18 protein-coding genes are annotated in these 22,059 nt (G+C 34.8%); 16 read left to right on the forward strand and 2 right to left on the reverse strand.

The genetic code is table 11. From position 1 onward, the window contains the following. Nucleotides 1-75: 75 nt before the first annotated feature. The 10 genes from yycF to V7056_RS11715 all read left to right on the forward strand — a co-directional run bounded on the left by yycF (nt 76) and on the right by V7056_RS11715 (nt 9,712). A complete protein-coding gene (gene yycF, locus V7056_RS11670; RefSeq protein WP_499702091.1) occupies nt 76-780 on the forward strand; it encodes a response regulator YycF in 705 nt (234 codons plus the stop codon). Beyond that, the gene (walK, locus tag V7056_RS11675) at nt 780-2,615 is read left to right on the forward strand and encodes a cell wall metabolism sensor histidine kinase WalK (RefSeq protein ID WP_499702093.1); all 1,836 of its coding nucleotides are present in this window, start codon (nt 780-782) and stop codon (nt 2,613-2,615) included. The genes yycF and walK overlap by 1 nt, the downstream gene beginning before the upstream one ends. Next, nucleotides 2,612-3,970: a YycH family regulatory protein gene (locus V7056_RS11680; RefSeq protein ID WP_499702095.1), complete on the forward strand. Its 1,359-nt coding sequence runs from the start codon at nt 2,612-2,614 to the stop codon at nt 3,968-3,970. The genes walK and V7056_RS11680 overlap by 4 nt, the downstream gene beginning before the upstream one ends. Continuing rightward, nucleotides 3,957-4,736 carry a two-component system regulatory protein YycI gene (locus tag V7056_RS11685; protein WP_499702097.1) on the forward strand — a complete coding sequence of 260 codons (780 nt, stop codon included), beginning with the start codon at nt 3,957-3,959 and terminating at the stop codon, nt 4,734-4,736. The genes V7056_RS11680 and V7056_RS11685 overlap by 14 nt, the downstream gene beginning before the upstream one ends. A 23-nt stretch (nt 4,737-4,759) precedes the next feature. Further along, nucleotides 4,760-5,554: an exodeoxyribonuclease YycJ gene (gene yycJ, locus V7056_RS11690; protein ID WP_499702099.1), complete on the forward strand. Its 795-nt coding sequence runs from the start codon at nt 4,760-4,762 to the stop codon at nt 5,552-5,554. 73 nt (nt 5,555-5,627) lie between these two features. After that, a complete protein-coding gene (locus V7056_RS11695) occupies nt 5,628-5,819 on the forward strand; it encodes a CxxH/CxxC protein (protein ID WP_499702100.1) in 192 nt (63 codons plus the stop codon). Between the two features lie 59 nt (nt 5,820-5,878). Beyond that, nucleotides 5,879-6,358 (forward strand): 23S rRNA (pseudouridine(1915)-N(3))-methyltransferase RlmH, encoded by a 480-nt coding sequence (rlmH, locus tag V7056_RS11700; protein ID WP_499702102.1) that lies wholly within the window; start codon nt 5,879-5,881, stop codon nt 6,356-6,358. Nucleotides 6,359-6,516: 158 nt separating this feature from the next. Beyond that, a complete protein-coding gene (locus V7056_RS11705; RefSeq protein WP_499702145.1) occupies nt 6,517-6,846 on the forward strand; it encodes a DNA/RNA non-specific endonuclease in 330 nt (109 codons plus the stop codon). Between the two features lie 23 nt (nt 6,847-6,869). Continuing rightward, complete coding sequence (locus V7056_RS11710; protein ID WP_499702104.1) at nt 6,870-7,319, forward strand: DUF600 domain-containing protein; 450 nt, start codon at nt 6,870-6,872, stop codon at nt 7,317-7,319. A gap of 890 nt (nt 7,320-8,209) precedes the next feature. Continuing rightward, the gene (locus V7056_RS11715; protein ID WP_499702147.1) at nt 8,210-9,712 is read left to right on the forward strand and encodes a malate:quinone oxidoreductase; all 1,503 of its coding nucleotides are present in this window, start codon (nt 8,210-8,212) and stop codon (nt 9,710-9,712) included. A gap of 186 nt (nt 9,713-9,898) precedes the next feature. Here V7056_RS11715 and V7056_RS11720 read toward each other — a convergent pair whose 3' ends face one another. Further along, nucleotides 9,899-11,245 (reverse strand): S8 family peptidase, encoded by a 1,347-nt coding sequence (locus V7056_RS11720; protein WP_499702106.1) that lies wholly within the window; start codon nt 11,243-11,245, stop codon nt 9,899-9,901. Between the two features lie 350 nt (nt 11,246-11,595). Here V7056_RS11720 and V7056_RS11725 point away from each other — a divergent pair, with 350 nt between their 5' ends. The 5 genes from V7056_RS11725 (at nt 11,596) to V7056_RS11745 (ending at nt 19,575) form a co-directional block, all read left to right on the forward strand. After that, nucleotides 11,596-13,143, forward strand: a complete 1,548-nt coding sequence (locus V7056_RS11725; protein WP_499702108.1) for a GNAT family N-acetyltransferase — start codon at nt 11,596-11,598, stop codon at nt 13,141-13,143. 353 nt (nt 13,144-13,496) lie between these two features. Beyond that, on the forward strand, nt 13,497-15,833 hold the full coding sequence (helD, locus tag V7056_RS11730; protein WP_499702110.1) for an RNA polymerase recycling motor HelD: 2,337 nt from the start codon (nt 13,497-13,499) through the stop codon (nt 15,831-15,833). Between the two features lie 170 nt (nt 15,834-16,003). Further along, complete coding sequence (locus V7056_RS11735) at nt 16,004-17,035, forward strand: ATP-binding cassette domain-containing protein (RefSeq protein ID WP_499702112.1); 1,032 nt, start codon at nt 16,004-16,006, stop codon at nt 17,033-17,035. Then, entirely contained in the window at nt 17,032-17,847 is an 816-nt protein-coding gene (locus tag V7056_RS11740) for an ABC transporter permease (protein WP_499702114.1), read from the forward strand. The genes V7056_RS11735 and V7056_RS11740 overlap by 4 nt, the downstream gene beginning before the upstream one ends. 282 nt (nt 17,848-18,129) lie before the next feature. Next, nucleotides 18,130-19,575, forward strand: a complete 1,446-nt coding sequence (locus V7056_RS11745; protein WP_499702116.1) for a DEAD/DEAH box helicase — start codon at nt 18,130-18,132, stop codon at nt 19,573-19,575. Between the two features lie 188 nt (nt 19,576-19,763). Here the strand turns inward: V7056_RS11745 and V7056_RS11750 are convergent, their stop codons facing one another. After that, entirely contained in the window at nt 19,764-21,044 is a 1,281-nt protein-coding gene (locus tag V7056_RS11750) for an MFS transporter (protein WP_499702118.1), read from the reverse strand. Nucleotides 21,045-21,426: 382 nt separating this feature from the next. Between V7056_RS11750 and V7056_RS11755 the strand changes: the two genes are divergently transcribed. Continuing rightward, nucleotides 21,427-22,026, forward strand: coding sequence for a CAP domain-containing protein (locus V7056_RS11755; RefSeq protein ID WP_499702120.1), 600 nt, complete (start codon nt 21,427-21,429; stop codon nt 22,024-22,026). Nucleotides 22,027-22,059: the final 33 nt, after the last annotated feature.

Consider the following 22,059-nt stretch of genomic DNA (forward strand, 5'->3'; position numbering starts at 1 on the left):
AATTTATTATGAAATTGCTAAAGCTATGAATAGAAATGGGATGCAACTAAACTTACTAGAAAAGGAGTGCGGGGAATGAATAAGAAAATACTAATAGTGGATGATGAAAAACCAATTGCAGATATACTAAAATTTAACCTTGAAAAAGAAGGTTTTGAAATTGTTTGTGCGTACGACGGAGATGAAGCATTACAAAAAGTAGATGAGTTTCTACCTGATTTAGTTTTATTAGATATTATGTTACCAATTAGAGACGGTCTAGAGGTATGTAGAGAAATCCGTAAAAATCATGAAATGCCGATCATAATGATCACAGCAAAAGACTCTGAATTAGATAAAGTGTTAGGTTTAGAAATGGGAGCAGATGATTATGTAACGAAACCATTTAGTACAAGAGAATTGCTTGCCAGAGTAAAAGCTAACTTAAGAAGGCATCAGACTGGTGCATCGTCTGAAAAAGAAGAGTCAGTAGAGGTTGTAATTGGCTCGCTTATCATCAATCCGAATGCGTATATCGTAACAAAACGAGGAGAAAAAATAGAATTAACTCATCGTGAATTTGAATTACTGTACTATTTAGCGAAGCATATCGGTCAAGTTATGACACGAGAACACTTACTTCAAACAGTTTGGGGATATGACTATTTCGGAGATGTACGAACTGTAGACGTAACAATCAGAAGACTACGTGAAAAAATTGAGGATAATCCAAGTTATCCATTATTTATTGTAACTAGAAGAGGAGTAGGCTACTACTTACGTGATCCGGAGCAAGATTAATGGCAGCCAAAAATAAAGTAGGTTTATTTCAATCAATCGTATTTAAATTTGTGCTTGTATATATATTGCTTATATTAGTTGCGATGCAAGTAATTAGCGTTTATTTTTCTAGAGAACTTGAAAAACAATTAGTAAATAACTTCTCTGATTCAATAAACGAACGTGCAAATATGCTAGCCTATAATATTAAAATAGAGTACGAAAAAAAGAAAACTCTTGATGATCCAGAAGTAAAAGAAAAAATTCAAAAGATTGTTTCAGACTTCGGTGAAAATATCGGTATAACAGATGTTAGGGTTGTTAACCAAAATAGTGAGGTAATCGCTACATCAGATTCCAACAATCGGACGATTATTGGAAAACGAACAACTGATATACTCATTAAGAGGGCTCTCTTGGCAGGTACGAATACCGAAAAGGTGTTATTAGATCGTAAGAATGGCCATCGAATGAGAATCATCGTTATTCCAGTATTTGAAAATGACGAAACTGTTGCTGCTATTTACACAAGTGCTTCAATGGAAAGTACGTACGATAGAATGGAATTAATTAATCGTATTTTTTCTACGGGAACACTGATTGCAGTTGCTATTACATCAATTCTCGGAATACTATTAGCGAAAGCAATTACTAAGCCAATTTCAGAGATAAGAAGACAGGCTCAAGAAATGGCAAAAGGTAATTTTTCTCGTAAGCTAAGGGCTTATAGCGAAGATGAGATTGGTGAACTTACGATTTCATTTAATAATCTATCACGAAACCTACAACAAGCAAGAGCATCTACTGAGGGTGAAAGAAGAAAACTTCAATCTGTACTAGAACATATGACTGATGGCGTTATCGCAACAGACCGTCGAGGCAAAATTATTCTATTAAATGATCCAGCTGAAGCGATGTTGAATGTTTCACGTGAAACAGTATTAAATCAGTCAATTTTAGAAGTGCTTGGCATTGAAGAGGTCCATACATTAGACGACTTATATGAAGAGCCAGATTCAATTATGCTTGATTATAGTGAAAATAAGCGTCCAATGATTATCCGTTCAAGCTTTTCAACAATCCAAAAGGATACAGGAAAAGTAAATGGTTTAATCGCTGTACTTTATGATGTAACAGAGCAAGAAAAAATAGAGCAAGAGCGTAGAGAATTCGTAGCGAATGTATCGCATGAATTAAGAACACCATTAACGACGATGAGAAGTTATTTAGAAGCACTTTCTGATGGAGCTTGGGAGAATAAAGAAATAGCCCCTAAATTCTTACAAGTTACACAGGATGAAACGGAAAGAATGATTCGATTAGTTAACGACTTATTACAGCTATCTAAATTAGATAGTACAGAGTATCGTTTGTTAAAGGATTGGGTGAACTTTACGGAGCTATTTAACCGAATCATTGATCGTCACGAAATGAGTAAATCACAAGAAGCTACTTTTAAACGAGAGTTTTTAAATAAGACAAGATTTGTTTTTATCGATGAAGATAAGATCACTCAGGTTTTAGATAATATCATTTCAAATGCATTAAAGTATTCACCAGAAGGTGGAAAAGTTACCTTTAGAATTAAAGAATCAAGGGATCAAATACTTGTCAGCATTACAGATGAAGGTATGGGAATTCCGAAAGATAATTTAGCAAAAATATTTGATCGTTTTTATCGAGTAGATAAAGCTCGTTCAAGACAAGTTGGAGGCACAGGACTTGGGCTAGCAATCGCAAAAGAGATGATTTATGCGCATGATGGTCATATTTGGGCTAAAAGTGAAGAAGGAAAGGGTACAACAGTTTATTTCACGCTTCCGGTAGCTGATGATCAAGAGGATGAGTGGGAATGAAAAGTGAACATATAAAATCAATTATATTATCTACTTTAGTTGCAATCAGTTTGGTTCTTTCATATAGCTTATTATCATACCAACCAGCATACGATGTTATGCAAAATTCCAATTATGATTATGTACAAAATGTTTCAATTGGTGCAAAGAAGCAATATAAGGATGTAGTTGTGCCTACTGAATTAATTGTGCATGAAACAAATAATCATTATTTAACAACAAAGCAAAATAATATATTACCGCTATATAGAGCTTTACAAAAAACAGAAATATCTAGTTTTAGTAATATAACGAGTAAAACGTCTCTAGAAAATTATCAAGGGATTACAAAAGGAAAAAATAAGGTTGAAATTATTTTTCCAACTTTAATTCCAATTGAAACGTTGGATAAGGTGCTAAATATAGATTCAAAAAGATTACAAAATGTTCTTTTTGACCGAGTGATTATTAGCCTTTCAACTAAACAAGATGATTCTACAAAAATTTATTTTGCAAATGAGTCACTAAATGTTTTATACGAAGCGATCTTTGATAATTCAGAAGTAATTTCAGCGGTTGAAAAAGTAAAAAATAACTATGACCATTATATTGAATGCTCGAAGTTTGAGTTAGACTCTGGAAAATTTATTTATTTACCTAAGAAAACTGTGAAATTAAAAACGATTGAGTATTTAACTTCTGACATTGCCATTGATAAGCTAAAGGATGCAATTTTTTACGATCCATCAAAAGTTAGAAAAGAGAGCAGTAGCTCAGGCGATACATTTACAGATGGTACAAGATTAATGACGGTATCACAATTAAACCGTTCGCTTACATTTGTTAATCCAACTACTGTAGAGGACAACAGCCAAAGCTCGAGCTCATTAGTTGAAAGAAGCTTCGGATTTATAAATCAACATGGCGGTTGGACTGATCATTATGTTTTAACGAATATTCAACCAGATAAGAGTGAAGTATCCTTTAGATTTTATGTAAACAATCTACCTGTTTATAAAAATGCTACGATATCAACAAAATTGGGAACAGATGACGTACAAACATTTAAACGTCCATTATACAAATTTGAGTATCGAATGGAGAAAAACGAAAATGAAGTAGAATTAATGTCTGGTTCACAAATCATGGAAGTCATTAAGAAAAATAAAACGATAAATAATTCATTAATTAAAGATATTAGTATAGGATATGAAACAATCTTTAATAGTGAAAAAGAAAAGACAATGAGTCAACCTTATTATAATAGGGCAGTAGAATTAAAACCTGTGTGGATTATCCATTATGGAGACACCTATAAAAAGATTGATCAAGATATGCTAAGCAGAATTGGGGTGAATATTGTTGGATTGGAGTAGGATCAAAACAATATTTATTTTAACATTCTTAGTGTTAGACTTGTTTTTAGCGATTCAATACTATCAAAAAAAGAGCAATTACCAAATTGATGTTATCGCGGAATCTACGATTGAAGATCAGTTAAAGGCGAATGACATCACATATGTTGCTTTACCTAAAGAATCATTAAAAGAGACATATATCGTAGGCAATAGCAAAATTTTCTCTGATAAAACAATTGCTAACCAAAAAGGACAGGACATCGAAATTTATAAAGATGTGCTTCAAAGCCGCTTAAAAGACGTAGTAAAACTTCCCGAAACAAATAGAATTTTCTTCTTAGAGAATTTTGTCAAAGAGTATGTTTGGAATGGGAATAGTTATCGTTTCTGCAAGAGGGATGTAAGTACAAAAACTTTTTATTTCTGTCAAAGTTATAAAGATCGACTCATTTATAATATTGATAGCTCTGTTGTAGAAATTAAGTATAATGATAATGATGAAATTGTTTCTTATCGACAACGCTATATAGAAGATTTAAAAGATATGGTAGATAAAAAGGATGTACAAGAGGTTCTTCCAGCGATTAAAGCGATCGAAAATCTTTACGTAAAAGACGAGTTAAAGCCAGATGATCGAGTGACAAAAGTGGATTTTGGATATTACACATTAATTCCATTATCGACTGGTGTAAAAGTAATTGCACCAGCTTGGCATTTGGTTGTAAATGAGGATCGAGATTATTTCGTAAACGCAATAGAGGGACAAGTTAATAAGATAGAATAAATACAGTGGAGTGGTGAATAAGTATGAGTTTGCATTTTAGCGTACTTGCTAGTGGAAGTACCGGAAATGCGTTGTACGTTGGGACGGAGAAAACAAAGCTTTTAGTTGATGCCGGGTTAAGCGGTAAGGCGATGGAGTCGTTGTTTAAGGATATTAATCGGGATATTAAAGAAGTCTCTGGCATACTTGTTACTCATGAGCATAGTGATCATATTAAAGGGCTTGGTGTACTCGCAAGAAGATACCAAGTCCCAATTTATGCAAATGAAAAAACATGGAAAGCAATGAACCATTTAATTGGAGAGATTCCAACAGAGCAAAAGTTCATTTTTAATATGGAAACGACACATCAATTCGGGGATTTAGAAGTCGAATCATTTGGCGTATCACATGATGCTGCCGAACCAATGTTTTACGTATTTCATCATAATGGGAAAAAATTTGTAACAATAACGGATACAGGATATGTTAGCGATCGTATGAAAGGGATTATTTCGAATGCTGATATGTACATTTTTGAGAGTAATCATGATGTAGAGATGCTACGTATGGGGAAATATCCATGGAGTATTAAAAGGCGTATCTTAAGTGATATGGGGCATGTTTCTAACGAGGATGCTGCATTAGCAATGGCTGACGTTATTGGAGATAATACACAACGTATTTATCTTGCACATTTGAGCCAAGATAATAACATGAAAGAGCTTGCCAAAATGTCTGTTACACAAACATTAGAGGGAAAAGGATTTGAAGTTGGAACGCAGTTTGCGCTACATCATACAGACCCTCAAAAACCAACAGATATAGTGTATGTATAATATGAACGTATACTTTAGGGGAGAATTTACTTTCCCTTATTTTTTTTGTGAAAAATTAAGGAGATGAATATAAATGGAAAAAGTAATAGTAAGTTGTGATGAACATGTTGAATGGGCACTAGATGATTTTGTGGATAAGTATAGCGAAACGCCATTGTTGAATAAAGTCGAAAAAACGCACAATATATCCACAACCTGTGAATATTGTCAAAATGATGCCATATATATTGTATCGAACATAGATTCCCCTACTAAATGTGGATAGAAATTGTGGGTATGTGGATAACTTTTGTGGATAACTTGTTTGTAAAGTGAGGATATAATGTGAATATCTCGATTATCAGTGTTGGAAAACTAAAAGAGAAATATTTAAAAATGGGAATAGATGAATACATAAAGCGATTATCAAGTTATGCAAAAATGGACATAATCGAAGTTCCAGACGAAAAAGCACCAGAGAACTTAAGTGATGCAGACATGTTAATTGTGAAAGAAAAAGAAGGCGAAAGAATACTAAACAAAATATCTGATGATTCATATGTAATTGCACTTGCAATAAAGGGGAAAGAACATACATCAGAATCACTAGCGAAAAAAATAGATCAATTAGCGACATACGGAAACAGTAAAGTAGTATTTGTCATTGGAGGATCGCTGGGTTTAAGCGACGCAGTCATGAAAAGAGCGGATGATACACTATCATTTTCTAAAATGACATTTCCGCATCAATTAATGAAGTTGATTTTGGTGGAACAGATTTATAGAGCTTATCGAATTAATCGGAATGAGCCATATCATAAATGAATGATGGTATATATTTTAATGGAAAAAGCATGTAGAAAAATATTCTGCATGCTTTTTCTTTTAAAGGAGGATAGAATTTTTTGTTTCATCATTCGTATAGTCGATATGGTTCATTTAAATGTAAATAATTTTCCCAAGTGTCAGTAAATTACTAGTGAATCTGCTCAGGTAAGGCTGTATTACGTGAAAATAGATTACCACATAAGTCTAATACACCTGGTAAAGAGCCTGGAGACCATGCAGGGCACCTAGCAGCAGATAGATTTGGAGGTTCTCCAGATTTAGATAATCTTGTGTCTCAATCAAGTAGTGTTAATTTGAGTAAGTATAAAAAGTTAGAAAATCAATGGGCTTCAGCTATAAAAGAAGGAAAAAAGGTTTCAGTTAATGTAAAAGTTAATTATGAGGATGCGGGTTTAAGGTTGAAGAGTTTTGAAGTAAAATATGGAATAGATGGTGTTATTAAGAAAAGAGTACTTAAAAATTGAGGTGAAAAGGATGAGTAAAGTATTTGAGAGATTATTTATCTGAATTACAAACAGATATGGTAGCTATCTGTCTAGAGTATGTTGAAATTAATGCTGATGATATTTATATCTATTGTTCATACGAACCAGAAATGTACGCATTTGACGTATTTTATAAAATAAATGGACAAGTTGTACTTAAGAATAATTTGAATAATTCTATTAATGAAACTAATAAGAAATTTATTTATGATACATCAGAAAATAGACAAGAAGCGGTTTTAGATATTGGACTTAAAAATTTAGAAGAAATCCATGGAAAATGTAAAGAATATGGAAGAGAAATGCCAACAGAAATAAAATTACATTATAATGTGAAGGAAAACAGTCTAAAAGCACAATATAAATATGACATAATTTATTCAAAAGATGATGAGTTATTGCCTGACGATATCTTTGATTTATGGTTCGATCAAGTAAGAAAGAGTAGTTAAAATTTGTGACCTTGATTGGCTATGCCTTTCAAGGTTTTTTGTATATAAAATTTAATGTATAAAAATAAACTGAAATATGAATCAAAAAACTTGATGGTAAGCAATATAAAGCCAGTTACAGTGAGTAAAATAAGTTATTTATGCTGATGGATTTCCAGAACAACAATTCCGATCTTAACGGGTATAAAATTAGTTGTTACAAATGAAGGTCTAGCTTTTCATGTTCGCAATTTCTAACCATTATTGAAATCAATGGAACTAAATAGGAGATCAAATGAATTGTCTAATCCAAAAACTAGAATTGAAAATAGAAAGTGAACCATATCATTATTGATATGGTTTTTTTAGTCTGGAATCTTTTCAAAAATATTGTTGTTTTTTGGTTTATACTGATTTAGACAGGAGATATAATCAACTAACGCATTCTATAGTCATAGAAATTTATACGAAATAACCTTAGTAAAAAATAATTACTGAAGATTAACAAGTGAGTAAATGTACAAAAAATAATAGCAAAAAAATAAGGTGCCAAATAAATGTTAAATGACAATTAAACCCGTATTCCCATGAAAAATCCTAAATTTAGGATATTTTTGTTTATTCTAAGGGCTTTTAGAAGATTCTCACTTTTTTACCGGCCGTAAATAGTATATAATTATCTGATAATAGTAGATATTTTAGTATAAGGATAATAGAAATAAATGGTTATTAAGTGTAAAAATTAATAGTGTTATACTATTATGAGTTTTATTTTAATAGTGTTATACTATTTAATAAGTTATAATTGAGATAGGAAATGGTGCGTTCATTGATGGCATCTTGATTTTTGTGACATCATGGTAGGTGCATCTACTCTTTATTTCAAATATAGGGGGATAAGGGTGGGTAAAATGATAAACAGACAGGAAAAAACTGACGTTATCTTAATTGGTGCAGGAGTTATGAGCGCTACATTAGGTTCATTACTGAAGGAGCTAGTACCAGAATGGGAAATCAAAGTGTTTGAGAAATTGGCAAATGCTGGAGAAGAAAGCTCTAATGAATGGAATAATGCGGGGACGGGCCATGCTGCATTGTGCGAGCTTAACTATACATCCGAGAAATCTGACGGGTCTATAGATATTAGCAAAGCCTTACAAATAAATGAACAGTTTCAACTTTCAAGACAATTTTGGTCTTATCTAGTAAACAGTAACCTAATTCGTAATCCACAGGACTTTATCATGCCAATACCTCACATGAGTCTAGTTCATGGTGAAGAAAATGTTTCGTTTTTGAAAAAACGATTTAAAGCGCTATCAAACAATCCTTTGTTTCAAGGAATGGAATTTTCCGATGACCCAAAAAAGCTGAAGGAATGGATTCCATTGGTTATGGAAGGGCGCATTTCAAATGAGCCGATCGCGGCAACAAAAATCGACTCTGGGACGGATGTTAACTTTGGTGCATTAACTCGTATGTTATTTGATCACTTAGAAAGTAAAAACGTCGAGATAAACTATCAGCATGAAGTTAGAGATCTTAAACAAACTAAGGATGGTTTATGGGAATTAAAAGTACAGGATATGGAAACTGGAAATATTGTCTACCATACTGCTAAGTTCGTCTTTATCGGTGGCGGTGGCGGAAGTCTGCCTTTACTTCAAAAAACTGGTATTCCCGAGTCGAAACAAGTTGGGGGCTTCCCAGTAAGCGGACTATTTATGGTATGTAACAATCCAGAGGTTGTAGAACAACACCATGCTAAAGTGTACGGTAAAGCAAAAGTTGGCGCACCTCCAATGTCTGTTCCGCATCTTGATACAAGATACATCGACAATAAAAAAACATTGTTGTTTGGTCCTTTTGCAGGCTTCTCACCAAAGTTTTTAAAAACTGGTTCAAATTTAGACTTAATCGGTTCAGTAAAACCGAATAATCTTTTCACTATGTTAGCAGCTGGTGTAAAAGAAATGTCATTGACGAAATATCTGATTCAACAAGTATTGCTTTCGAACGAAAAGCGTTTAGAAGAATTACGAGAGTTTATTCCAAATGCCCAACTTGAAGATTGGGATATAGTGGTAGCGGGTCAACGTGTACAAGTTATTAAGGATACTGAGGCAGGCGGTAAAGGAACACTTCAATTTGGTACGGAAGTAATTAGCGCTGCTGATGGTTCAATAGCTGCATTACTTGGTGCTTCTCCAGGGGCTTCTACTGCCGTTCATGTAATGCTTGAGGTATTAGAAAAATGTTTCCCAGAGCAAATAAAAGAGTGGGAAGCTAAAATAAAGGAAATGATTCCTTCTTATGGCGTATCACTGATGGATCATCCAGAGCTAATACAAGAAATTCATTCTTCAACTGCTGAGTCGCTTGGTCTAAATGCAAAAGAGCTTGTTTATAGTTAATTTTAATTCTAAGGATTAAAGACAAGGGTCCCAATCAAAAGATTAAGTAACATTTTTCATTAATGAACTAAGTAAAAAGGATCTGAAGCCCAGATCCTTTTTACTTTTAATTGGCTTAAATATTGATAGATTAGAGAACGTTATATTTTCATTTTGGTTGGGTTATTTGCAAAAGAAACAACCAAACTATTTTAAAGCACTTACAGCATTAATCGATCCAAATCCTGATTCGCCATCATATCCCGGTTTGAACCAGTCATCTGCTGAACTTTGAATAATATGTTTTACTTGAGATGGAGAGAGAACATCCTTACCATATTTTGCGATAATTACCCCAGCAAGACCAGCAGTTTTAGGCGCGGCCATAGAAGTACCTGCATAAAAAGCATATCCACCAGGAACAGTTGATAAACACAATTTATTTGTATCTCTAAGTGATTTGTCACCAGTAGCTAACCAAGCCGTACCATAATCACCACCTGGAGCAATAACATCTATTTTTCCTACTCCATAATTAGAATAATAAGTTAAATTCTTCTCTTGTCCACCAGCAGCTACACGAATTAATGTTTGACTACTAGGGCTTCTATGTGTAGCTCCATTATCTTCCCCAGAAAGCTTACCAGGGCTAGATATATCCACACCAGCATTTCCTGCAGAACCAACTACTGTTACTCCATTCTTAATTGCATATTGAATAGCACGGTTGAAGAGACGAACATCGGCAACAATGTCTTTTGTAGCATATTCAGGATTTTGGAACCAATCGTATCCACCAAGTGACATATTCACAACATCAACATTGTCATCTGCTGCTGTCATTAAGGCGTTAGCAATATCAGATGTAGCTGCTCCGCCATCTGGTCCAAATACACGATAAGCAGCAACCTTTAATTTTGGCCCGATACCCAGTACTCTTCCATTGCCGGCGATAGATCCTGCAACATGGGTTCCGTGTCCATCTTCATCCATTGCACTTGTTATACCAGGAACGAAAGACTTTCCATAAGCGTAGTTATTTTTGATATCAGGATGGGTATAGTCGATACCTGTATCTACTATGGCTACTACAACATCTTTACCATTCGTTGATTTTCCTGTCCCACCTTCCATATTCCAGGAGGCACCGTTATTTGTTACTTGTTTAATGTCCCATTGATATTTGTTATATAAATCGTTTGTAGAACTGGCAGTAAAGTCATCATGAAGAACATCAACATCTACAGGTGCTTCAGGATATATGGTATTTTCAACGCCAGCATTTAAAACAGTTGAACTTTTTTGAATATCAGCCAAGAAATTTGGATTATCTGATTTGACTTTAATAACGCCTAGTTTTGTTAACGTTTTTGTTACTTTACCACCAGCACTTTTAACTTCCTCTAAATAGTTAGAAGGTAGGTTCGTATCTGATTTAAAGACAACTACATAGTTCTTATCCACCTCTTGGGCTTGTCCAACATTTAGACTACTAAAGATAGTAACAGCACTCAAAGCAGCTGTTAAAGTACCTGCAATAAATTTATTTTTCATAGTAACCCTCCAACTTTATTATTAAGAATTTTCTAACAATTAAATTATAAAATTTGCAAACGCATTCTACAACGGGGGGATTTTGTTTTATCTTGTCTTTACTTAGGTTATTCTTAAAATTCTTTCGACAGATTGCCTCAAATGGATATATGAAAGATAACACTATATTAACTGCTGAGTTCGAAATTAAATCCCTACTTAAAAAGTGTATGGTTGTTTTGTGCTAAAAGATGATTTGTTGCATGTTAAAAGGGAATTTATGGGTAACATAACGTTTGTATAAGTAAATTCGAGCGACTTCTATTTTGAAAAAATAGTAAGCGTCACCTTCAACGAAAGGACGTGAAAATATGTCTGAGTCAGATATATCGAAATATGAGAAGAAAATCATTGTTCGTAACATACGTATGCAAGATATTCCAGATATTATGGCCTTATCAAGCCGTTGCTTTCCTGGCATGGAGGGATGGAAAAGGGAACAGTTAGAAAGTCATATACGAATCTTTCCAGAAGGTCAATTTTGTGTAGAGTATGAAGATAAAATTGTAGGTTCATGTTCAAGTCTCATGGTTGAATTTGACGAATATAATGATCAGCACACGTGGAATGTCATTACAGACAACGGCTATATTACGAATCACGATCCACATGGATCTAATTTATATGGAATAGAAGTAATGGTAGATCCAGAATACCGCCGTATGAAAATTGGACATCGGCTTTATGAAGCTCGAAAGGAACTTGCCCGCCAATTAAATCTCCAGAGCATCATCATAGGTGGTCGAATCCCTAATTATCATAAGCATAAGAAAGAGATGACACCTCGTGAATATGTTGCAGCGGTAGAGAAGCATAGCATTTATGATCCAGTTTTATCTTTTCAATTATTAGAGGGTTTTACAACTAAACGAATTAACACAAGTTATCTACCAGACGATAAGGCATCCGATTCTTTCGCTACTTTGATGGAATGGAATAATATTGATTACTTACCTAAGTCAAGAAGAGTTTATCGAGCATCCTTCCCAGTAAGAATATGTGCCATACAATACATGATGAAAAAAATTGAATCGTTCAATGATTTTACTCGACAGATAGAATACTATGTAGACGTTGCCGCTGACTTTGGTTCTGACTTTGCGGTATTTCCTGAATTATTTACAACCCAGTTGATGTCTTTTCTTGAAGAAAAACGCCCTGATCAAGCAGTTCGTCGGCTTGCAACCTATACAGAACAATACATTGAACTTTTTACTGAACTTGCTGTAAGGTATAACGTCAACATTGTTGGGGGATCACATTTCGTCGAAGAAAATGAAAATATTTATAACGTGGCATATCTCTTTAGACGCGACGGTACGATTGAGAAACAGTCGAAGCTCCATGCAACACCTAACGAGCGTAAGTGGTGGGGGATTGCAGAAGGAAATGAGATCCAAGTATTTGACACGGACTGTGGAAAAATTGCAATTCAAATTAGCTACGACATCGAATTTCCAGAGTTAGCACGCATTGCGGTAGATAAAGGTGCAAATATTATTTTTGTTCCATTCTGTACAGAGGATCGTCAAGGATATCTCCGTGTTCGATATTGTGCACAAGCACGTGCAATCGAGAATCAGGTATATACTTGTATTGCAGGTACAGTGGGCAATTTAACACATGTGGAAAACGTAGACATTCAGTATGCTCAATCTGGCATTTTTTCACCATCAGATTTTGGGTTCGCAAAAGATGGAGTAGTCGGAGAATGTGACGCGAATATTGATACAGTTGTGGTAGGTGACGTTGATATTGAGAAGTTAAGACGATCAAGAAACACTGAATCAGTACGACTATTACGAGATCGACGTCGTGAATTGTCCAGAATAGAATATAGAAATTTAAAATTAGATTAAAATGTTTTTTTAGATAGAAAAGAGAGCTTGGACAATGATAGCAGTATGAATGAAAGGTAGAGTAGTGAGAGTCTGACTTATTTAGTTGGACTTTTTTTGATGAGAATGTAAAAGGATCTACTTACATAATGAATGAGTAAGGTGCAAATAATAGAATTTGGAGTCAGAAGAACTAGAAGGTTCTTATAAATTTGAAGTATGAAAATGCATTGATTAAAAAGAAGAAACGTGGTAGAGTAATATAGATTACATTATATTATTATTTATCAGGGTAAAGTTTCCCTATTATAAGCTTACAACATAATCAAGCTTAAGTCAACCCTCATTTTCTATTTTTTAAAGGAGTGCATGGAATGAACAAAGAACTTCGTCAGGAACAAAACCGTGTCGACACAATCATGGATATAATTGCGGATCAAATCGTCAAGATGGAAGGAGAAACTAACCAACGTCAAAATGAAGTAATTGGTATTCGCAAAAACTTTTGGGATGAAGTTAAGGTTAATACTGATAATTTTGATGATTATTTAGAGACAATTCTCAGTCTAAGACAACAGGCACAAGTTTTGTCCGTGAGCCAAAGCACTCATAAGCAAGCATCGAAGCGGTTATCAGCTCTAAGAAGAATGAAGGATGTACCGTATTTCGGCCGAATTGACTTTACTGAAGAAGGCACTTCTGAATTAGAACGTGTTTATATTGGAGTCTCTACGCTAACAGATGAGAGTGGAGACAATTTTTTAATTTATGATTGGCGAGCACCGATTTCGAGTGTTTACTATGATTATCCGCCAGGTCCAGCCGAGTATGTAACGCCAGGGGGTACCATTAGTGGTGAGTTGGATCAAAAGTGGCAGTACATCATACGTGATGGTGTAATTGAATCGATGTTTGATACGAGTCTTACAATTGGTGATGAGATTTTACAACATGTACTTGGTAAGGGCACCGATAAACATTTACACAGCATCGTTGCCAGTATTCAACAAGAGCAAAACCAAATTATTCGGCATGATCAAGGAAGATTGCTTATTGTTCAAGGAGCGGCGGGCAGTGGAAAAACATCAGCTGCCTTGCAGAGAATCGCGTACTTACTCTACAAATATAGAGAATGGTTAAAAGCTGACCAAATCATATTATTTTCACCAAATGCTATGTTTAACAGTTATGTCTCAAGAGTGCTACCTGAGTTAGGTGAAGAGAATATGCAGCAAGTTACATTTCAAGAATACTTAAGCCATCGATTAAGCGATCAATTTCAAGTTGAGGATAATTATGACCAATTAGAATATGTTTTAACAAAAACAAGTGACCCTTCCTATCAAGCTAGGACTTCAAATATCCAATTTAAAGCTTCAACACGTTTTTTTGATGTTATTAAAGCGTATAGACAGTCACTAGAATTATCTGGAATGATCTTTAAAGGAATTAAGTTTAGAGGAAAAACGCTGGTCTCTGCTAAGGAAATGAAAGAAAGATTTTATAGTAGTGACACCTCACTTCGCTTTTACAATAGAATCGAGAAGTTAACAGAATGGTTGAATAAGCGAATAGATGAAACAGAGAAAAATGAACTGAAAAAGCCCTGGGTAGAAGAAGAAATCGAGCTTCTTAGCAAAGATGATTATCAGAAGGCCTATAAGTTCTTACAGAAAAAAGAAGGCTATAAAGATAATTCATTTGACGACTATGAGAAAGAAATCAAGGTGCTCGGCAAAATGGTTGTTCGAAGAAAGTTAAAGCCATTGCGTAAATGGGTTCAAATGCTCCATTTTGTTGACATGAAGGGCGTTTATAAGCAATTATTTGCAAACTCAACAAAGATTGAACAGTTAATAGAAGGAGACATACCAAAGCATTGGGAAGATATATGTCAACTGACGTTCAAAATGCTTGAGGAAGGTAAATTGTATTATGAAGATGCTACTCCATTTTTACTTTTAAAAGAATTGATTCAAGGCTTTCAGACAAATGCCTCAATTAAACAGGTACTAGTGGATGAAGCACAGGATTATTCACCATTTCAGTTCGAATTTTTAAAACGTCTTTTTCCTGCTGCAAGAATGACAGTACTCGGTGATTTTAATCAAGCAATATTTGCCCATGCCAGTGAAATGGTTAATTTTCACGTATTGAAAGGCTTATATGGGCCAGAAGAAACACATGCGATAAACTTGACTCGCAGTTATCGATCAACTAAACCAATCGTTGAATTTACAAAGAATCTTGTTCCTGGTGGTGAACAGATCACCGCTTTTGAACGAGACGGTGAAGTGCCAGTATTAACACAAGTGTTAAATCGAGATGAACTCCATCGCCAAATAACATCTAAGATCATAGAATTGAAGCAACGTAATTACAATACAATAGCAGTTATATGTAAATCGGCTGCAGAGAGTGCGGCTGCCTTCAAGGCTTTAAAAGATATTGAGGGAATTAAGCTTGTTAAGAGCGGTTCGGTTGAGTATGAGCAAGGTATTGTGGTCATACCTGCTTATTTAGCTAAAGGAATCGAATTTGATGCTGTGATCATTTATGACGCTTCCAAGGATGTATATGGGGAGGAAAGTTTACGTAGATTGTTTTACACTGCATGTACGCGAGCTATGCACCTTTTACAGCTATACAGTATGGGAGAACCAAGTCCAATTTTAAAACATGGTACAACGAAAAGCTTAGTTCTAAATTAAGAAAATAAATATATTGCTGGTAATCTCTATATTCCCTAGAGATGAAAAATTCAAAAGAGAACTCATTATTAAAGTAATGAGTTCTTTTTTACTTTGTATCTTGAAGTTCATAATTTATTCATAAATCATTGATACCATCACTATGTATTTAAAAGTAGAGGAGGTATAAAATGGAATTTTTAAATAAAAAAGTAATCACACCAGACAATGGTGATTGGGCTGTTGAGGCACGTGGACTAGTCAAAGTATTTGGTGATAATCGCGCGGTAGACGGAGTAAATCTAAATGTGCGTGCCGGTTCGATCTATGGTGTGCTTGGTCCAAATGGGGCTGGTAAGACAACTACAATTAGGATGCTTGCGACTTTATTACGTGCGGACGCTGGCTCGGCAAAAATATTTGGACACGATGTGATCAAAGAGGCTCAGATCGTAAGACAATTGATTGGCGTGACAGGTCAGTATGCTTCGGTTGATGAGTCACTTAGTGCTACTGAGAATCTAGTCATTTTCTCACGACTACTAGGGTTAGGCCGTTCAGAGGCAAAGAATAAGGCTGCTGAATTATTAGAGGAATTTGGATTAACTGAAGCTGCTAAACGTCCATTAAAAAATTTCTCAGGCGGAATGCGTCGTAGATTAGATTTAGCCGCTAGTCTAATAGCGCAACCACCACTTATTTTTCTTGATGAACCGACAACAGGGTTAGATCCTCGTACTCGTAATCAAATGTGGGACACCATCCGTAGATTGGTAAAGAATGGGTCAACGGTGTTGTTAACGACACAATACTTACAAGAGGCAGATGAACTTGCTGACAGTATTGCAGTTATTGATCACGGCCGAGTTGTTGCAGAAGGTACTGTTGATGAGCTAAAAGCGTCAGTTGGAAGCTCTTCATTACATTTAACAATTCAAAATCCTGGAGAAATAGAAACAGCACGTCTGACGGTGGAAAGACTGCTTAATGTCCAGTCTAAAGTATCACGAGAAGACGGGAAAATTACTGCGCCTATGGCAGACGCTGATAAAGTAACTGACTTACTGATTGCTCTTCGTGAAACGGATATTCAACTGGCTGAATTGAGTGTTCAGAAACCAACATTGGATGAGGTCTTCTTAACGATTACTGGAAATGATATCGAGAAGGATAATTCTGAGGTATCCCACGAATCAATTAAGGTGGGGGAGGTAAGAGTATGAGTCAAACTTATCAAAGTACTATTAACAAACGTCAACTAAAAAACAGAACTAGCTTTCGTCAGTCAGTAAGGAACTCGCTTACAATGGCTTACCGTGGACTACTAAAGATTAAACGCACACCCGAGCAATTATTCGATGTTACACTTCAACCAATCATCTTCACTCTTATGTTTACTTATATTTTTGGCGGTGCAATTTCTGGTGATGTAAAAAGCTATTTACCAGTCATTATCCCTGGAATACTTGTGCAAACAGTTATTACTACCTCCATTGTAACTGGTGTACAGCTGCGTGAAGACATGGATAAGGGTGTATTTGATCGGTTCAAATCACTCCCTATTGCACGAATTGCTCCTTTAGCTGGAGCTTTGTTGGCGGATACAATCCGTTATACAATAGCGACTGTCCTAACGTTTACAATGGGATACATCATGGGTTACCGTCCGGAAGGTGGTCTAGGCTCAGTTATCCTCGCGGGACTTATTGTGATTGTTTGTTCTTGGGCAATTAGCTGGATATTCGCATTCTTTGGTGTAATCGCTCGAACAGCTTCAAGTGTTCAAGGTATTTCGATGCTAGTTCTATTTCCTATGACTTTCCTGTCTAATGCATTTGTACCAGTTGATACAATGCCAAACTGGCTTCAATGGTTTGTAAAAATAAATCCAATATCTCATCTAGTAACAGCAGTTAGGGAACTTGCTAATACTGGAACTGCCGGTTGGGATTTATCCATCTCATTGATTGGGGCGGCTGTTATTGTAATAATCTTTGCCCCACTTACTGTTAGTGCTTATATGCGACGAACGTAGTTAAGCTTTTAAGCTCATGCTGAATAAAAAACGAACTAAAAAAATAGTTCATCCAATAATAGGTTTTCCGTGAGTTTACTAACTTGTGGGAAACCTTATTTTTTTGAAGCCAGCCCTCTTATTAGATTTTTATAGATTGATGTATGGTATGATAAAGCTTTCTTACGGTTCTTTTCAAACAGGTTGTTGTTTTAAAACTACACCATAACGAAAAGAAACTAGACTATAAACTAAACTAACAGAAATAATAAGAATAAATTCTAAAATAAATGAGGCTAAATGATGGGGAATAAAAGCTTTAAAGATTATCAACTAAGTAATGAAATCGTAAATGCACTGGAACAATTAGGATTTACAAATCCTACAGAAGTTCAGAGTAAAGTAATACCACTAGTATTAAACAAAACGGACCTAGTAGTAAAATCGCAAACGGGTAGTGGTAAGACAGCGTCGTATGGTATACCAATTTGTGAACTAATAAAATGGGAAGAAAATAAGCCGCAAGCACTTATTTTAACGCCAACTAGAGAACTTGCAGTTCAAGTAAAAGAGGATTTTACTAATATTGGTCGATTTAAGAGGATTAAAGCTGTCGCAGTTTATGGAAAACAACCGATTGCCATCCAAAAAACAGAATTAAAGCAAAAAACTCATGTTGTTGTAGGGACGCCGGGTCGAGTGTTAGATCATATTGAAAGAGGTACATTGAGCCTAGAACAAATTAAGTATCTTGTTATTGATGAAGCAGATGAAATGTTAAACATGGGATTTATCGACCAAGTTGGAGCCATTATCGACGAGATGCCTAGAAATAGGGTAACTATGTTATTTTCAGCGACTATACCGGATGAGGTAAAAAATCTCGCAAATCAGTATATGAAAGCCCCTACAAGCATTGAAATTACAGCAACAGGGCTTACGACAGATAAAATTGATCATTCACTATTTTTAGTTGAAGAAGAGAATAAATTATCCTTGCTAGAAGATATAACGATTGTACAAAACCCTGATAGTTGTATCATCTTTTGCAGAACAAAGGATAGAGTGGATACTTTATATGATCAACTAGCAGATTTAGGTTATAGCTGTGATAAGATTCATGGTGGAATGGAACAAAATGATAGACTGCATGTAATGAATGATTTTAAAAGGGGAGATTTCCGTTATTTAGTAGCAACCGATGTTGCTGCAAGAGGGATCGACATTGATAATATTACTCATGTCGTTAATTATGACCTTCCTTTAGAAAAAGAAAGCTATGTACACCGAACTGGTCGAACTGGACGAGCAGGTCAAAAAGGAAAAGCCATTACGTTTGTTACACCTTATGAAGATCGATTCTTAGCATCAATTGAAGAATATATCGGTTTTGAAATTCCGAGGATGACAGCCCCTACAAGAGATGAAGTAGAACATAATATTGCTGCCTTTGAAACGAAAATGAATGTTGAACCGACTATTAAACAAGCTAAAAGTGAAAAGTTGAATAAGAAAATTATGAAATTGTATTTTAATGGTGGTAAAAAGAAGAAGCTTAGAGCGGTTGACTTTGTTGGAACGATTGCCAAAATCGAAGGAGTAACGGTGCAAGATATTGGTATTATTACAATATTAGATACTGTTTCTTATGTTGAAATATTAAATGATAAAGGTCCAATTGTGTTGAAAAAGATGAAGAATACCACAATAAAAGGTAAGTTATTAAAGGTACATGAAGCAAAAAAATAAAGCCTGTATAAGGCAAAAAAGTCTCCCAGATAAGTATTTACTATTTGAGAGACTTTTTTTTAATTGGTTTTATAAGATAGACAACTATTACTCACAGATGCGTAGCGACAAGTGCTCATCAGGCTGCCCACTTTTAAAGCTGGCTACCCGAGTGAAATACAACTACTTCTTTTGCCAAAATTTTTAACTCAAACAGTATCAACTGTTTCTGAAGAACTTACTTCAATTTTTGGTTCGGAAACTTTAGTTAAGATAATGATGCCGATGACAAATAATATAATCAAACTAAATACGCCCATATTTGAACGTCCTGTCATTTGTGCAGTTAAACCGACTAATAAAGGACCCATAATCGAAGCGAATTTACCAAAAATATTGTAAAAACCAAAAAACTCATTTGATTTTTCTTTTGGTACAAGCTTTGCATAAAATGATCGACTTAATGATTGAATGCCACCTTGTGAGGTTGCAACAAGCATTGCCAAAATCCAAAAGTCTACAGCTGTTTTTAAGAAGAAAGCATATATACAAATAATAATATAAATACTGATTCCAACATAAAGCATTTTTTTACCAGAAAATTTTTCTGATAATCTTCCAAAAAGGATTGAAAAAGGAGCAGCTACAGCTTGTGTAACAAATAAAATAATTAATAGATTTGTTGAGCTAATTCCAAGGTCAGAGCCATAAGCTGTAGACATTGTAATGATGGTTCCAACGCCATCGATATAAAAGAAATAAGCAAGTAAAAATAAAAATAAAGCACGATATTGTCGGATGTTTTTAAAGGTTTTTCCGAGTCTTTTAAAGCTATTTATAATTGGTTTTTGTTCGGGTTCAATGAAATAATTTTGATGAACATTTCGTAAAATAGGGATTGAAAATAACCCCCACCAAATTGCGGTAATCACGAATGCGATTTGACTTGCTGTGGTTGTAGTGATTGGAAGAATTTCTTGTTGTGCTAAAATGATGATCGCAATGCTAATTAGAAAAGGAATTGTACTTCCAATGTAACCTAAACCAAAGCCGCGAGCGGATATTCGGTTCATACGTTTCTCAGTAGTAACATCTACTAAAAAGGCATCATAGAAAACATTTGCTCCAGCGGATCCTATAGCTGCAATCGTATAGCAGATTAATAATAATAACCACTTATCACTAGGTATAAATGCAAGAAGTGCCGTAAAGGATACACCAAGTATTAAAAAGAAGGAGAAAAACTTCTTTTTAAAGCCCTTATAATCAGCGATTGTTCCAAGAATTGGTCCTAACATTGCCAAAATGAATGTGGAAATTGCAATGGTGTAACCTAAATAAGCAGTAGAATCTGAAGCATTGATTCCAGCTTTCGTAGCTGCGGCCTTATAAAATAGTGGGAAAACAGCGGTTGTAATAATAATAGAATAAGCTGAATTGGCCCAATCGTATAACATCCAACTATTCTCTTGCTTTGTAAAACTCTTCATGAGTTTTTCCTCCTAGTAAACTAGTAATTTCTATTATTATTATTTTACATAAAAATATATCCTATAAATATAAATTGTTATAAAATTTTACATCAGTTTTACACTAATTATTCCTAGTGATTGAGAGAATTATTAAGAAGTGATTTGAGTGGTGCAAAAGAGGGTGAAGCTTATCTACATCTCACATAAACAAGCGCTGTATTTTTTATTTCATTAACTTTTAATACTTTGTTAATAAATTGTTCTCCATGAGTTAAGTATTAGAGGTTACTATGTAGTTAAATCAACGATTGATTTAAATAATGTATTATTTAGTTACTTTAATCTACCAAGCTTAAATACTACTAATGGTAAAATTGATTTATCAAAATTTGGTATCGATATGGCTAAGTTACAAGAAGCAATTAAACAACAAGTAGAAGCACAATCAAAACCAGCTACTGGTTCAAATAACTCAACTACAAAACCAACAGTGCCATCTACACCGGCTAAACCAACAACACCACCGGTTGCTGAAAAACCTGCAACACCGGCTAAGCCAGCAACACCGGCTGAAAAACCAGCAACACCACCAGTTGCTGAAAAACCATCGACATCAACAGCTTTAAATGCTTACGAAAATAAAGTATTTGAATTAACAAATGTTGAACGTACTAAAAATGGTTTAAAACCATTTACTTTAAATGTTGAATTATCAAAAGTTGCTCGTATTAAATCACAAGATATGACTGATAAAAACTACTTTGATCACAACAGTCCGACTTACGGTTCACCATTTGATATGATGAAAAAATTCGGAATTTCATATAACTATGCAGCAGAAAACATTGCTAAAGGTCAAAGAACTCCTGAAGAGGTTGTAACTGCTTGGATGAACAGTGCTGGTCACCGTGCAAACATCTTAAATCCTAACTTAACTCAAATTGGTGTTGGTTATGATTCAAGAGCTAACACTTGGACTCAACAATTCATCGGTAAATAATAGTATTAACATTTAAATAAAAAGTAGTCCACT

This window comes from Bacillus sp. JJ664, assembly GCF_036962205.1.
Lineage (GTDB): Bacteria > Bacillota > Bacilli > Bacillales > Bacillaceae_G > Gottfriedia.

Coding starts and splice junctions, on each gene's coding strand:
- yycF (WP_499702091.1), top strand. CDS start 76: ATGAATAAGAAAATACTAATAGTGGATGATGAAAAACCAATTGCAGAT.
- walK (WP_499702093.1), top strand. CDS start 780: ATGGCAGCCAAAAATAAAGTAGGTTTATTTCAATCAATCGTATTTAAA.
- V7056_RS11680 (WP_499702095.1), top strand. CDS start 2,612: ATGAAAAGTGAACATATAAAATCAATTATATTATCTACTTTAGTTGCA.
- yycJ (WP_499702099.1), top strand. CDS start 4,760: ATGAGTTTGCATTTTAGCGTACTTGCTAGTGGAAGTACCGGAAATGCG.
- V7056_RS11695 (WP_499702100.1), top strand. CDS start 5,628: ATGGAAAAAGTAATAGTAAGTTGTGATGAACATGTTGAATGGGCACTA.
- V7056_RS11715 (WP_499702147.1), top strand. CDS start 8,210: ATGATAAACAGACAGGAAAAAACTGACGTTATCTTAATTGGTGCAGGA.
- V7056_RS11720 (WP_499702106.1), bottom strand. CDS start 11,245: ATGAAAAATAAATTTATTGCAGGTACTTTAACAGCTGCTTTGAGTGCT.
- V7056_RS11725 (WP_499702108.1), top strand. CDS start 11,596: ATGTCTGAGTCAGATATATCGAAATATGAGAAGAAAATCATTGTTCGT.
- helD (WP_499702110.1), top strand. CDS start 13,497: ATGAACAAAGAACTTCGTCAGGAACAAAACCGTGTCGACACAATCATG.
- V7056_RS11735 (WP_499702112.1), top strand. CDS start 16,004: ATGGAATTTTTAAATAAAAAAGTAATCACACCAGACAATGGTGATTGG.
- V7056_RS11740 (WP_499702114.1), top strand. CDS start 17,032: ATGAGTCAAACTTATCAAAGTACTATTAACAAACGTCAACTAAAAAAC.
- V7056_RS11745 (WP_499702116.1), top strand. CDS start 18,130: ATGGGGAATAAAAGCTTTAAAGATTATCAACTAAGTAATGAAATCGTA.
- V7056_RS11750 (WP_499702118.1), bottom strand. CDS start 21,044: ATGAAGAGTTTTACAAAGCAAGAGAATAGTTGGATGTTATACGATTGG.
- V7056_RS11755 (WP_499702120.1), top strand. CDS start 21,427: ATGGCTAAGTTACAAGAAGCAATTAAACAACAAGTAGAAGCACAATCA.